Here is a 13,391-nt window from a genome sequence, read left to right as displayed (position 1 = left end):
GCAATGGTGTCGTCCCAAACCATTGGACCTCTGCCAGGAGCGACTCATGGCCGACGGCACCACCTCGCGCACCGCACCCCCCGCCCCCTCGAGATCCGCCGACGGCGACGCCTATCTGAACCGGCGGACCCTGCGCCGCGGCAGCGCCGGGTGGCTGCTGCTGACCGGGCTCGGCGTCGCCTACGTCGTGTCCGGGGACTTCTCCGGCTGGAACATCGGACTGTCCAAGGGCGGCTTCGGCGGTCTCGCCGCCGCCACCGTGCTGATGGGCGTGATGTACGCCTGCCTGGTCTTCGCCCTCGCCGAGCTGTCCGCGATCCTGCCCACCGCCGGCGGCGGCTACGGCTTCGCCCGCCGCGCGCTCGGCACCTGGGGCGGCTTCCTCACCGGCACCGCGATCCTCATCGAGTACATCCTCGCCCCGGCCGCGATCTCCATCTTCATCGGCGACTATGTCGAATCCCTGGGTCTGTTCGGCCTGGAGTCCGGCTGGCCGGTCTACCTCGCCTGCTTCGCCGTCTTCATCGGCATCCACCTCTGGGGCGTCGGCGAGGCCCTCCGCTTCAGTCTGATCGTGACCGCCATCGCGGTCGCCGCCCTGCTCATCTTCGCCTTCGGCGCGTTCACCGAGTTCAACGCGGACGGCCTCGACGACATCCCCGTCGACCCCGCGGCACTCGGCTCCAACTCCTGGCTGCCGTTCGGCCTGCTCGGCATCTGGGCGGCGTTCCCGTTCGGCATGTGGTTCTTCCTCGGCGTCGAAGGGGTGCCGCTGGCCGCGGAGGAGGCCAAGGACCCTGTGCGCTCCATGCCCCGCGCGCTGGCCATCTCCATGTCGATCCTGGTCCTGCTGGCGGTGCTGACGTTCTTCGCCGCGACCGGCGCCCGCGGCTCCGCCGCCATCCAGGAGGCCGGCAACCCCCTGGTCGTGGCGCTCCAGGGGGACGGCGGCCCCACGGCGCTCAGCCGCTTCGTCAACTACGCGGGGCTCGCCGGTCTCGTCGCGTCCTTCTTCTCCCTCATCTACGCGGGCTCCCGGCAGCTGTTCGCGCTGTCCCGCGCCGGATACCTGCCGCGGTTCCTGTCCCTGACAAGCCGTCGCAAGTCCCCGTACCTGGGGCTGCTGATCCCCGGGGCCATCGGCTTCGCCCTGGCGGCCGGCACCGGCAACGGCGCGCGGATGCTGAACATCGCGGTGTTCGGCGCGACCATCTCCTACGCGATGATGGCGCTGTCGCACATCGTGCTGCGCCGCCGCGAACCCGGCCTGCACCGGCCGTACCGCACGCCCGGCGGAGTGCTGACCTCGTCCACCGCGTTCGTGCTGGCGCTCTCCGCGCTGGTGGCGACGTTCCTGGTGGACAAGGACGCGGCGCTGATCGCCCTGCTCGTCTATGCCGTGGCCCTCGCCTACTTCGCCTTCTACAGCCGGCACCGCCTGGTGGCGCAGGCGCCGGAGGAGGAGTTCGCCGCGCTGGCCGAGGCCGAGGCCGAACTCGAACGCAAGTGAAGCACCGCCGCGAACCAAGCACCGCCGCATGTCAGACACCGCGAGTCAAGCGCCCACAGCGCCTGTGAAGGACGGAGCCGTCACCGTGTCCAAGCCGCTCATTGGGGTCAGCACCTATCTCGAGGCATCGGCCCGATGGGGGGTGTGGGATCTTCCCGCCGCCCTGCTGCCCGCCGGTTACCCCCGGCTGGTGCAGGCGGCGGGCGGCCTCGCCGCAATGGTCCCGCCGGACGACCCCGCCCTGGCCGAAGCCGCCGTCGCCCGGCTCGACGGCGTGGTCATCGCGGGCGGCCCGGACGTCGAGCCCGTACGGTACGGGGCCGAGCCCCACCCCCGTACGGGCCCGCCCGCGCGGGAGCGGGACGCCTGGGAGCTCGCCCTGATCCGGGCGGCGTTGGCGTCCGGCACTCCCCTGCTGGGCATCTGCCGGGGGATGCAGCTTCTGAACGTCGCCCTGGGCGGGACACTGGTGCAGCACCTGGAGGGCCATCTGGGCGCGACGGGCGTGTTCGCGGAGCACACCGTGAAGCCGGTGCCGGGCACGCGGTACGCGTCGATCGTGCCTGAGGACTCCGGGGTGCCGACGTACCACCACCAGTCGGTGGACCGGGTCGGCGAGGGGCTCGTCCCCAGCGCCTACGCCGAGGACGGCACCGTCGAGGCGCTCGAACCCGCCGGGGAGGGGCGGGGATGGGTGCTGGGCGTGCAGTGGCACCCGGAGATGGGGCAGGACCTGCGGGTCATGCGGGCGCTGGTGGAGGCGGCACGGCGATGACGCGGCGGGGCCATATGCAGCGCCGCCTCAGCCCCGCCGCGTCAGCGACAGCAGATCCCGCGCCGGCCCCGCCGGTCGACGCCCCCGCGGCCACACCGCCCGCAGGGCGCGGGCCAGGCGAACCCGCTCGACGGGGACCGCGACCAGCCGACGGGCCGCCAGCTCCTCGGTGACCGCCAGTTCGCTGAGCACCGCTGGACCCGCCCCGCTGACCGCGGCCGCCTTCACCGCGGTGGTGGAGGCGAGCTCCAGCAGCGGCTCGGCGAGACCCCCGTTCCCGCCGTCGGTGAGCGCCGCGTCAAGCACCTGCCGGGTCCCTGAGCCGCGTTCACGCAGGATCAGCGGGGCCCCGGCCAGTTCGGCGGCCGTGAGCGGAGTCCGGCGGCGGGCCCAGGCATGGCCGGGGGCCGCCACCACCAGCAGCCGGTCGTGGCCGACGATCACCCCGTCCAGCCCCTCCGGCACCGCGAGACCCTCCACAAAGCCCAGCTCCGCCTCGCCGTCGAGCAGCCGCCGGGCCACTTCGGCGGAGTTTCCGGCGTGCAGCGAGACGGCCGTGTCCGGCCGCTGCGCGCGCAGCGCGATCAGCCAGCCGGGGAGCAGATACTCGGCGATGGTCATGGAGGCCGCCACCCGCAGCCGGGAGTCGCGGCGACCGCGCAGCGCCTGCGCTCCCGCGTCGAACGCCTCCGCCGCCTCCACGACCCGCCGCGCCCAGTCGGTGACGAGGGCGCCCGCGTCGGTCAGCCGGGAGCCGCGCGGCGAGCGGTCCACCAGACCCACGCCGAGCTGTCGTTCCATCGCCCGGATGCGGCTGCTCGCGGCGGGCTGGGTGATGCCCAGCTCACGGGCCGCCCGGCCGAGGCTGCCGTGCCGGGCGACGGCGAGCAGCAGCTCCAGCGCTCCCAGGTCCGGCACCCGGTGAGCGAGCGGCCCGCGCCCGGCCCCGCTGCCGCCATCCCCATCGCTCATAAGCCCAGTTTATGGGGGCATAGAGAGGTAGTACCTGGTGGGGGCGGTGGGCCCCACCGGAGAGTGGGGACATGGCCACCGCAGTCCACCCAAGCCCCGACGCGCCGCCCGCCCCCGTGCCCGCTCCGGCGCGGCTGCCGTCGCTAAGGCACCTCGGGCCGAACTGGTATGCGACCGTCATGGGCACCGCCATCGTCGCCAACGCGGGCGCGGCGCTGCCGCCGGTTCTGCCCTTCGGCGTCCCCGGACTGCGTACCGTGTGCACGGCGGTGTGGGCGCTGTCCGCGGCGCTGCTCGCCGTGTTGCTGACGGCTCGGGCTGGGCATCTGCTGCACCATCGGGATCAGGCGCGGGCCCATCTCCACGACCCTGCCGTCGCGCCGTTCTACGGCTGTCTGGCGATGGCGCTGCTGGCCGTGGGCGTCGGCACGCTCACGGTGGGCGCGGACGTCATCGGCGTAGGGCCGGCCACGGCGGCCGCGGCCGCGCTGTACGGCTCGGGCACCGTCATCGGGCTGGCCGCCTCCGTGACGATCCCGTATCTGATGGTCGTACGGCATGAGGTGCTGCCCGGCAGCGCCTCCCCCGTGTGGCTGCTGCCCGTCGTGCCGCCGATGGTCTCCGCCGCGTTCGGGCCGCTGCTGATCCCGCAGCTGCCCGCGGGGCAGTGGCGGGAGTCGTTGCTGTTGGCGAGCTATGCGCTGTTCGGTGTGAGCCTGCTCGCGACGCTGGTGATCCTCCCGGCGGTCTTCGCCCGGCTGGTGCACCACGGCCCGCTGCCGGTCGCGCTGACCCCGGCGCTCTTCCTGGTGCTCGGCCCGCTGGGCCAGTCCGCCACTGCCGTGGGCAAGCTGGCCGATGCGGCTCCCCTGGCCGTACCGGACCCTTACCGGTCCGGCTTCGCGGCCTTCGCCGTGGTGTACGGCGTTCCGGCGATGGGCTTCGCTCTGCTGTGGCTGGCGCTCGCCGGCACGATGACGGTGCGCGCGATGCGTGCCGGGATGCCGTTCGCGATGACGTGGTGGGCGTTCACCTTCCCCGTCGGCACGTGTGTGACCGGGGCGGCGAGCCTGGCGGCGCACACCCGTCTTACCGCCTTCGCCTGGCTGGCGGCCGGACTGTACGTCCTGCTGGCAGCGGCGTGGGCGGTCGCCGCGGTGCGCACGGTACTCGGGCTGGTCAGCGGAGAGCTGCTCGCAGCGCCGCGCCGATGACCGCGGGCGCCTCGGCCAGTGAAGGCCCGTACCAGGTGAGATGGCGGCCGCTGACGAGGGCGGCGGGTGTCCCGGGGAACGCCTCGGGGCCGTCGTCGGCGGTGAAGCGGTACGGCTCGTCGGGCAGCACCGCCAGATCCGCCCCGGCGGCGCGCAGCTCGTCGAGGGGGATGCGCGGATAGCGGTCGGCGTGGCCGGCGTGGACGTTGACGACGCCGAGCCGCGCCAGCAGGTCGCCGGCGAAGGTGTCGCGGCCGAGCACCATCCAGGGCCGCCGCCAGACGGGCACCACGGCGGACAGCGAGCCGACGGGCTCGGCGGCCGCCCAGGCGGCCCGGGCTTCGTCCAGCCAGCGGGGCGGGGCGGACCCGCCGACGGCCGCCAGCACACGCTCCAGTTCGGCGAAGGCCTGATCGAGTGTGCGCACCTCGGTGACCAGCACCTCCAGACCGGCGTTGCGCAGCTCTGCGAGGTCGGCGGGCCGGTTCTCCTCCTCGTTGGCGATCACCAGATCGGGGCGCAGCCGGAGGATGGCCGGAACGTCGGGGTTCTTGGTGCCCTTGATCCGTATGACTCCGGGGTCGAGGCGGGCGGGGTGGGTGCACCAGTCGGTGACGGCGACCAGCGCGCCCGGAGCGCTCACCGCGACGGCTTCCGTCAGGGACGGCACCAGGGAGACGACGCGCATGCGGCCCCGCTCAGGAGTCGGACGTCTCGACGTGGTCCGCGACGGCGACCACGACGATGCGGGTGTCCGGGGCGGTGGCCCGCCAGCGGTGCCGTACGCCGCCGGACAGGAAGAGGCTGTCGCCGCGCGCCAGCCGGTAGGCGCGGCCTTCGGCCTCCACGTCGACCGAGCCCTCCGCGACGTACATCAGCTCGTCGTTGCGGTGCTGGAACTCCCGGCCCGGATCATGGTCTCCGGTGAACTCCAGCGCCTGCAGCTGATGACGGCCGTGGACCAGGGGGCGCACGCGCCGCTCCGCCGACCGGTCCCCGCCGTCGGGGCCACGGACGTCCTGCACCAGCTCCACGGTCCGGGCGGTGTCGGAGGCGGCCAGCAGCCGGGCCGGGGTGGTCTCCAGGGCGTCGGCGACCCGCTGCAGCGAACGGGCGCTGGGGCGGGCCCGCTCGTTCTCGACCTGGCTGAGAAACGGCACGGACAGTCCGCTGCGGGCGGCGACCGCGGCGAGGGTGAGCCCCAGGGCCCGGCGGCGCCGACGCACGGCCGCGCCCACCCGAAGAGGCTCTTTGCCCTTCGGGTCCTTGCGGTCGTCCAGGTCCTTCGCGTCCATCGGGCGGACTCCCCTTCCTGGTTCTGTCCCAACCTTACGCAGCTTCCGCCTCCGGAATCGCGCGCACATGACATATGCGCCACGGCTGAAAGGGGTGGGCGGCCGCCTCCACGCCCGCTGCCCACCCCTTTTCCACGGGATCGCTGCTCCAGTCCCGCTCCAGTCCTGCTCCGGTCCTGCTCCGGTCCTGCTCCGGTCCCGCTCCAGTCCCGCTCCAGTCCCGCTCCGGCCCTGCTCCGGTGCAGCGCCAGTCCTGCTCCGGCCCCGCTCCGGTGCAGCGCCGGTCCAGGTCCGGTCCAGCCCGCCCACCGGCAGCGCACCGGCGACGGAACCCGGAGACGGGGGCCGGGGCGCGGGGCCTGGGCGGCTGAGGTCCCCGGGCGAAGAAACGCAACAGTGATCTGCTTCACGGGGTGTCAGCGGCGTGGGGCATCATCGGGTTGTGACGACGCGACGCCTGATGCTCCTCGACTCCGCCTCCCTGTACTTCCGCGCCTACTTCGGGGTGCCCGACTCGGTGCGCGCCCCGGACGGCACCCCGGTCAACGCCGTGCGCGGGCTGCTCGACTTCATCGGGCGGCTGATCCAGGACCACCGCCCTGACGACCTTGTGGCCTGCTGGGACAACGACTGGCGGCCGCACTGGCGGGTGGAGCTGATTCCTTCGTACAAGGCGCATCGCGTCGCCGTCGAAACCGCCGGGGACGACCCGGACGAGGAAGAGGTGCCGGACACCCTCTCCCCGCAGGTCCCGGTCATCGAGGAGGTGCTCGAGGCGCTCGGGATCGCCCGCGTCGGCGCCGACGGCTACGAGGCAGACGATGTGATCGGCACCCTGGCCGGTCGCGCCGAGGGCCCGGTGGACATCGTGACCGGGGACCGCGACCTGTTCCAGCTGGTGGACGACGCACGGCGGCGGCGGGTGCTGTATCCGCTCAAGGGCGTGGGCACGCTGCAGGTCACGGACGAGGCGTGGCTGCGTCAGAAGTACGGGGTGGACGGGCCCGGATACGCCGACCTCGCACTGCTGCGGGGGGACCCCAGCGACGGGCTCCCGGGGGTGCCCGGGGTCGGCGAGAAGACGGCGGCGAAGCTGCTGGAGGCGTACGGGGATCTCGCGGGGATCATGGCGGCGGTCGACGACCCCCGCTCGAAGCTGACGCCCGCGCAGCGCAAGCGGCTGGACGAGGCGCGGGGCTATCTGGCGGTCGCGCCGAAGGTCGTACGGGTCGCCCCGGACGTCCCGCTGCCGGAGTTCGACCCGGCCCTCCCGGCGGAGCCGCGCGATCCGGAGCGGCTGGCGGAACTGGCGGCCCGGTGGGGGCTGGGCGGCGCGCTGTCCAGACTGCTGGCGACACTCCCCCGGTGAGGTGTTAACTTAGGTAAGCCTAATCTAGAGATCGAAGACTTCGGGGAGACCGCCGTGGCCGAGGGACCGAACCGCAAAGCGCCGACGCTCCATGAAGCGCGAGTCGTCCGCACGGAGCAGATCACTCCGCACATGGTGCGGGTCGTGCTGGGCGGCGAGGGCTGCCTGCGGGCCTTCGAGGCGGGCGAGTTCACCGACCACTATGTGAAGCTGGTCTTTCCCGTGGACGGTGTGCGCTATCCGGAGCCGTTCGACATGCAGCGCATCCGCGAGGAGCTCCCGCGCGAGCAGTGGCCCGCCAACCGCACCTACACGGTGCGCAGCTGGGACCCGGTCGCGCGGGAGCTGGCGATCGACTTCGTGGTCCACGGCGACGAAGGCCTGGCCGGGCCCTGGGCGGCCCGGGCCCGATCGGGCGAGGTCGTGCGGTTCCTCGGGCCCGGCGGGGGATACGCCCCCGATCCGGCGGCGGACTGGCATCTGCTCGTCGGCGACGAGAGCGCGCTGCCCGCGATCGCGGCGTCGCTGGAGCGGATGCCGGCGGGTGCGCTGGTGCACGCGCTGGTCGAGGTGGCGGGCCCCGAGGAGGAGCAGAAGACCGTCACGCCCGACGGGGTGGCCGTCACCTGGCTGCACCGGGGCGGGCGCCCCGTGGGCGAGGCGCTGCTGGCCGCGGTCGCCGCCCTCGACTTCCCCGAGGGCGAGGTCTGCGCCTTTGTCCACGGCGAGGCGGGCTTTGTGAAGGAGCTCCGCCGCCACCTCCGGCTGGAGCGCGGCGTTCCGCGCGAAAGTCTGTCCATCTCGGGGTACTGGCGCCAGGGCAAGACGGACGAGGCATGGCGCGCGATCAAGCGCGACTGGAACGAGCAGGTGGAACGCGAGCAGGAGGCCGCCTGACCCGCTTCGCGGCGCGGGCCACGGGGTCCGGTCCCCGCGTGATCCTCCCCCGAAGGGGTCTGGGAGCTTGCCCCCAGACCCGGGGGGAACCTCAGTCGTGCGTCCGGATATGTGCGAACTCGCGTGCCGAGGCGTCCACATGCGCGAGCCTCCGCAACGCCGCGAACATCGCGTCCCCCACCACCGTGCCGATCACCACGCTCTCCACCAGGTCGTCCAGCGCCACACGCCGTTTCACATACGCGATGTCCGCCTGCGCAACCTTCTCCGCGGCCTCGGCAAAGGCGTCGAGCACCTCGGCGTAACCCGACTGCCCGACACGATCCAGCGCCGCCACCGCGCCGGCAAGGGCCTCCGCTGCCGGGCAGCGGTCGTCGACGTCCCACCCGCGGCGCGCGATGAGTTCCCGTACGTCTTCGCGTGCCGCCTCCAGTTCGGCGTCGGGCTCGCCCTCACTCTCATCTGCACCCGTGCCACCCGGCCCGTACCCCGGCACCATGCGGTCCGCCGCCGCGCCCAGCACCTTGTGCACCGACTCGCCCGGCGCGTCCACCGCGGACAGCACCTCCCTGATCGCGGCGACCGACAGGCCCCCGACGTCCAGCAGCGCACGGATCAGCCGCAGCCTGCGCTCGTGGGCGACTCCGTAACTCGCCTGGTTCGGGCTGGTCAACTCACCCGCCGGGAGAAGACCCTCCCGTACGTAGTACTTGATCGTCGGCACCGGCACCCCGGTCCTGCGACTCAACTCGCCGATGCGCACCGCGCGTTCACCTCATCACTCTTGCATACACAGCCCCCATCATAGATAGTGCAGCTATCGGATAGCGGAGAGTGCTGCTATCCATAATAACCAGTGGGGGGATTCTCCATGCCTGTCCGTGCACCATCCGTCTGGGCGACCTGGCACCGCCCGTTGCTCGTCTTCTCGGCCTCCATGGCCGCAGTCACCGTCTTCACGGCAATCGGCCTGGCCGTGGACGACCGGACGCTGACGGGCGCGCCCATCTGGGCCAAGCCGCTCAAATTCTCGCTCTCGTTCACCGCGTACGGTCTGTCGCTCTCATGGATGCTCTCGCTGCTCACCCGGGCCCGGCGGGCCGGCTGGTGGGCGGGCACGGTCGTCGCGGCGGCCGGCGCCGTCGAGATGATCGCCATCGTCGGGCAGGCCATCCGCGGCAAACGCAGCCACTTCAACCATGAAACCCCGTTCGACTCCGCCGTCTTCGACCTGATGGCCGTGACCGTGGTCGTGCTGTGGTCCGGAGCTCTGGTCATCGCGATCCTGCTGTTCCGCGCGCGGATCGCGGACCGCGCGTCCGCATGGGCGATCCGGCTCGGCGCGCTGATCGCCCTCGTGGGAGCGGCCCTGGGCTTTCTGATGACGCGTCCGACCGCCGAGCAGCAGGCGGCCGGCGGACGCGGCGGGTCGCCGACGGTCGGCGCGCACAGCGTGGGAGTGCCGGACGGAGGGCCGCAGATGCCGTTCACCGGCTGGTCTGCCACCGGCGGCGATCTGCGTATCCCGCACTTCTTCGGCATGCACGCCCTGCAGCTGCTGCCGTTCCTGCTGCTCGCCCTGACGCTGCTCGCGCCGCGCATCGCCAGGCTGCGGGACGAGCGGGTACGGCTGCGCCTGGTGCTGGCAGGTGCGGCCGCATACGCCGCCGTCCTGGCCCTGGTCACCTGGCAGGCGCTGCGCGGCCAGCCGCTGCTGCACCCCGACGGCGCGACCCTCACCGCGGCTGCGGTGACGCTCACGGTCTGCGCCATCGGCGTCATCGCCGCGCTGCGCACCTGTCCGGCGCCGCCCGCGCCCTCGCCGAAGGACCCCACCGCCAAGGAGCTCGCGGCATGACCGGCTTCCTCTTCGAGCTCTCCTTCTGGCTGGCCGCCCCCGTATGGCTGCTGATGATCTTCGCACCGCGCTGGAGCGGGACCGCCCGGATCGCCGCGACGCCGGTGACCGTCGTACCGATCCTGCTGGTCTACCTCGGGCTCGCGATCCCGGTGTTCCCTGAGCTGTGGACCGCCGTCATCGATCCCGACCTCGACGCCTTCCGCGACCTGACCGCCCTCGCCGACGGCGCGGGCGCGCTGTGGGCCCAGGTGATCGCCTGGGACCTGCTGATCGGCCAGTGGATGTTCCTCGAGGCCCGCAGACTGTCCCTGCATCCCTTGGCCACGGGTCCGTTGCTGGTCCTGACGGTCCTGCTCTCGCCGATCGGCCTGCTGCTCTTCCTCACCCTGCGCATCATCAGGACTCGCCGTGCCGTGCTCGCATCGGTCGGCTAGGCGACCGGCAGCGTCTGCCCGTCGAGGAGCGTCGTCCGGCGCCGGGGGCGCCCCCGCGCCGAAGAGCCGCGGGGGAGATCGCAACGGCCGGAAGCCCTCGCAGCAGAGCTGCTCGGGCTTCCGGCCGACGCAGCGTGGGGGTGCCTCCCGGGCCCGCAGGACACAGAAGGAGTGCGTGCAGGGACCGTTTCGCGCCCGCCTCAGCCGACCGAGCTGTACGCCACCACGCCCCTCAGCAGCGCGTCCACCGCCCGCCGCGCCGCACGCGGCACGGTGCTGTGCTCCGCGGGGGCCGCCGCCGCGATCTGGCCCAGGACGTCGATGACCTGCTTGCACCAGCGGACGAAGTCACCCGCAGGCATCTCCGCCTCGCGGAGCACCTCGTCCAGACTGCGGTCGGACGCCCACTGGTGCGCTGCCCAGGCGAAGCCGAGGTCGGGCTCCCGCTGGCCCACGCCCTCCGTCTGGTTGATGCGGAACTCCTCCTCCAGCGCGTCCAGCCGGCCCCAGATCCGCACCATCTCACCGAGCGCGGCCTTCGCCTTCCCGCCGGGGACCTTCGGCGGCAGCGCGTCGTCCGACTGACGCGCCTCGTACACCAACGCGGAGACGCACGCGGCCAGTTCCGCCGGGCTCAGCCCCTCCCACACGCGCTCGCGCAGGCATTCGCTCGCCAGCAGGTCCAGCTCCCCGTACAGCCGGGCGAGCCGCTTGCCGTGCTCGGTCACCTCGTCGCCGCGCAGATAGTCCAGCTCGGTCAGCAACGCCACGATCCGGTCGAAGGTGCGCGCGATGGTGTTGGTGCGGCCCTCGATACGCCGCTCCAACTGCCGGGTGTCGCGCTGCAGCCGGTGATAGCGCTCGGCCCACCGCGCATGGTCCTCGCGTTCGTCGCACCCGTGGCAGGGGTGCGCCCGCAGCGCGGCGCGGAGCCGGGCGATCTCCCGGTCGTCCGCCGCCGCGGCACGCTGCCTGCGGTGCCGCTCGGGGGCGATGTGCCCGGCCTTGGTGCGCAGCGCGGACGCCAGGTCCCTGCGCGACTGCGGCGAGCGCGGGTTGAAGGACCTGGGGATGCGCATCCGCTCCAGCGGCTCCACCGGCACCGGGAAGTCGATCGACGCCAGCCGCTTGACCTGCCGCTCCGCGGTCAGGACCAGCGGCCGCGGGCCGTCGTGGTGCTCGAAGCCCCGGTGGCCGTTGGTCCGCCCCGCGGCGACGCCGGGGTCCAGCACCAGGGCCAGTCCGGCGAACTTGCCCGTCGGCACATGGATGACGTCGCCGGGCTTGAGCTTCTCCAGCGCCGCGGCCGCCGCCGCCCTGCGCTGCGCCGCACCCTGCTTGGCCAGCTCGGTCTCCCGGTCCTTGAGGTCGCGGCGCAGCTGCGCGTACTCCTCGAAGTCCCCGAGGTGGCAGGTCATGCCCTCGCGGTAGCCCTGCATGCCCTCTTCGTTGCGCTGCACCTGGCGGGAGATGCCGACGACGGACTTGTCCGCCTGGAACTGCGCGAACGACGTCTCCAGCAGTTCCCGCGAGCGGTGCCTGCCGAACTGCTCGACCAGATTGACCGCCATGTTGTACGACGGTTTGAAACTGGAACGCAGCGGATAGGTGCGGGTGCCCGCGAGCCCGGCGAGCGCCGCCGGGTCCATGGCCCGCTGCCACAGGACCACCGCATGGCCCTCGACGTCGATGCCGCGTCGGCCGGCCCGGCCGGTCAGCTGGGTGTACTCGCCGGGCGTGATGTCGGCGTGCTGCTCGCCGTTCCACTTGACCAGCTTCTCCAACACGACCGTCCGGGCGGGCATGTTGATGCCGAGCGCCAGCGTCTCGGTGGCGAACACCGCCTTCACCAGGCCGCGTACGAAGAGTTCTTCGACGACCTCCTTGAAGGTCGGCAGCATGCCCGCGTGGTGGGCGGCGATGCCCCGCTCCAGCCCTTCGAGCCACTCGTAGTAGCCGAGGACGTGCAGGTCCTCACCGGGGATGGACTCGGTGCGCTCCTCGACGATCTCCCGCACCCGCCGCCGTGCGTCCTCGTCGTTGAGCCGCAGCCCCGCATACAGGCACTGCTGCACGGCGGCCTCGCAGCCGGCCCGGCTGAAGATGAAGGTGATCGCGGGCAGCAGCCCCTCCGCGTCGAGGCGCTCGATGACCTCGGGCCGGCCCGGCGTCCAGATCCTGCTGCGCTGCCGGCGCTCCCGCTCGCGGTCGGCCTCGCGCACCATCTTGCCGCGTCGGCGGTCGCGGGGGTTGTACGTGCGCTGGTTCTCCATCCGGGCCAGCCGCACCAGGTCGGGGTTGACCTCACGCCGGGCAACGCCGCGCCCGCCGTGGTCGGTCTCCTCCTCGAAGAGGTCGTACATCCTCCGGCCGGCCAGGACGTGCTGCCACAGCGGCACGGGCCGGTCCTCGGAGACGATGACCTCGGTGTCGCCGCGCACGGTGTCCAGCCAGTCGCCGAACTCCTCGGCGTTGGACACGGTCGCGGACAGTGACACCAGCGTCACCGACTCCGGAAGGTGGATGATCACTTCCTCCCAGACGGCCCCGCGGAAGCGGTCGGAGAGGTAGTGCACCTCGTCCATCACCACATAGCCGAGCCCGAGCAGCGACTGCGAGCCGGCATAGAGCATGTTGCGCAGCACCTCGGTGGTCATCACGACCACCGGGGCCTCTGAGTTGACGCTGTTGTCGCCGGTCAGCAGGCCGACCTTCCCCGGGCCGTACCGCTTGCAGAGATCGGCGTACTTCTGGTTGGACAGCGCCTTGATGGGCGTGGTGTAGAAGCACTTGCGGCCCTGCTCCAGGGCCAGGTGTACGGCGAACTCGCCGACGATGGTCTTGCCGGAGCCGGTGGGCGCTGCGACGAGCACGCCCTTGCCCGCCTCCAGCGCCTTGCAGGCGTCTATCTGGAACGGGTCCAGATCGAACTCGTACATCGCGCGGAAGGGGGCCAGAGCTGTGGCCTCCTCGGCAGCCCTCAGGCGGGCCGCCGCATAGCGCTCGGCGGGTGAGAGGTCCTCGGTCATCTTGTCTTCGAGCCTACCCGCCGCCTCGGACAGCA

12 protein-coding genes are annotated in these 13,391 nt (G+C 72.6%); 7 read left to right on the top strand and 5 right to left on the bottom strand.

The features are described from left to right. Positions 1–46 precede the first annotated feature (46 nt). Together eat and QCN29_RS28415 are read left to right on the top strand one after the other, a co-directional pair. Positions 47–1,510 (top strand): ethanolamine permease, encoded by a 1,464-nt coding sequence (gene eat / locus QCN29_RS28420; protein ID WP_279931762.1) that lies wholly within the window; start codon positions 47–49, stop codon positions 1,508–1,510. A gap of 85 nt (positions 1,511–1,595) precedes the next feature. Beyond that, the gene (locus QCN29_RS28415) at positions 1,596–2,285 is read left to right on the top strand and encodes a gamma-glutamyl-gamma-aminobutyrate hydrolase family protein (protein ID WP_279931761.1); all 690 of its coding nucleotides are present in this window, start codon (positions 1,596–1,598) and stop codon (positions 2,283–2,285) included. A gap of 27 nt (positions 2,286–2,312) precedes the next feature. On the opposite strand, the gene QCN29_RS28410 is transcribed toward QCN29_RS28415, so the two are convergent. Continuing rightward, positions 2,313–3,257: a LysR family transcriptional regulator gene (locus QCN29_RS28410; protein WP_279931760.1), complete on the bottom strand. Its 945-nt coding sequence runs from the start codon at positions 3,255–3,257 to the stop codon at positions 2,313–2,315. A gap of 71 nt (positions 3,258–3,328) precedes the next feature. Here QCN29_RS28410 and QCN29_RS28405 point away from each other — a divergent pair, with 71 nt between their 5' ends. Further along, entirely contained in the window at positions 3,329–4,471 is a 1,143-nt protein-coding gene (locus QCN29_RS28405; RefSeq protein ID WP_279931759.1) for a TDT family transporter, read from the top strand. Here the strand turns inward: QCN29_RS28405 and QCN29_RS28400 are convergent. Next, entirely contained in the window at positions 4,437–5,159 is a 723-nt protein-coding gene (locus QCN29_RS28400; RefSeq protein ID WP_279931758.1) for a helical backbone metal receptor, read from the bottom strand. The genes QCN29_RS28405 and QCN29_RS28400 overlap by 35 nt on opposite strands. Positions 5,160–5,169: 10 nt before the next feature. Next, entirely contained in the window at positions 5,170–5,766 is a 597-nt protein-coding gene (locus QCN29_RS28395; RefSeq protein ID WP_279931757.1) for a helix-turn-helix domain-containing protein, read from the bottom strand. 460 nt (positions 5,767–6,226) lie between these two features. On the opposite strand from QCN29_RS28395, the gene QCN29_RS28390 reads away from it, so the two are divergent. Continuing rightward, positions 6,227–7,135, top strand: coding sequence for a 5'-3' exonuclease (locus QCN29_RS28390; protein WP_240137386.1), 909 nt, complete (start codon positions 6,227–6,229; stop codon positions 7,133–7,135). Positions 7,136–7,189: 54 nt separating this feature from the next. Further along, a complete protein-coding gene (locus QCN29_RS28385) occupies positions 7,190–8,032 on the top strand; it encodes a siderophore-interacting protein (RefSeq protein ID WP_279931756.1) in 843 nt (280 codons plus the stop codon). A gap of 91 nt (positions 8,033–8,123) precedes the next feature. Here QCN29_RS28385 and QCN29_RS28380 read toward each other — a convergent pair whose 3' ends face one another. Next, positions 8,124–8,795 carry a MerR family transcriptional regulator gene (locus tag QCN29_RS28380; RefSeq protein WP_279931755.1) on the bottom strand — a complete coding sequence of 224 codons (672 nt, stop codon included), beginning with the start codon at positions 8,793–8,795 and terminating at the stop codon, positions 8,124–8,126. 174 nt (positions 8,796–8,969) lie between these two features. Here QCN29_RS28380 and QCN29_RS28375 point away from each other — a divergent pair, with 174 nt between their 5' ends. Both QCN29_RS28375 and QCN29_RS28370 read left to right on the top strand, forming a co-directional pair. Further along, on the top strand, positions 8,970–9,890 hold the full coding sequence (locus QCN29_RS28375; protein ID WP_279931778.1) for a hypothetical protein: 921 nt from the start codon (positions 8,970–8,972) through the stop codon (positions 9,888–9,890). Continuing rightward, positions 9,887–10,327 (top strand): ABA4-like family protein, encoded by a 441-nt coding sequence (locus QCN29_RS28370; RefSeq protein ID WP_279931754.1) that lies wholly within the window; start codon positions 9,887–9,889, stop codon positions 10,325–10,327. Before QCN29_RS28375 ends, QCN29_RS28370 begins: the two co-directional genes overlap by 4 nt. 200 nt (positions 10,328–10,527) lie before the next feature. Here the strand turns inward: QCN29_RS28370 and QCN29_RS28365 are convergent, their stop codons facing one another. Next, positions 10,528–13,356 (bottom strand): DEAD/DEAH box helicase, encoded by a 2,829-nt coding sequence (locus QCN29_RS28365; RefSeq protein WP_279931752.1) that lies wholly within the window; start codon positions 13,354–13,356, stop codon positions 10,528–10,530. Between the last annotated feature and the right edge of the window lie 35 nt (positions 13,357–13,391).

It is taken from the genome of Streptomyces chengmaiensis (assembly GCF_029846775.1).
Taxonomy (GTDB): Bacteria; Actinomycetota; Actinomycetes; order Streptomycetales; family Streptomycetaceae; genus Streptomyces; species Streptomyces chengmaiensis.
The sequence above is the reverse complement of the archived record's forward strand: the minus strand, read 5'-3'. Positions and strand labels throughout refer to the sequence as shown.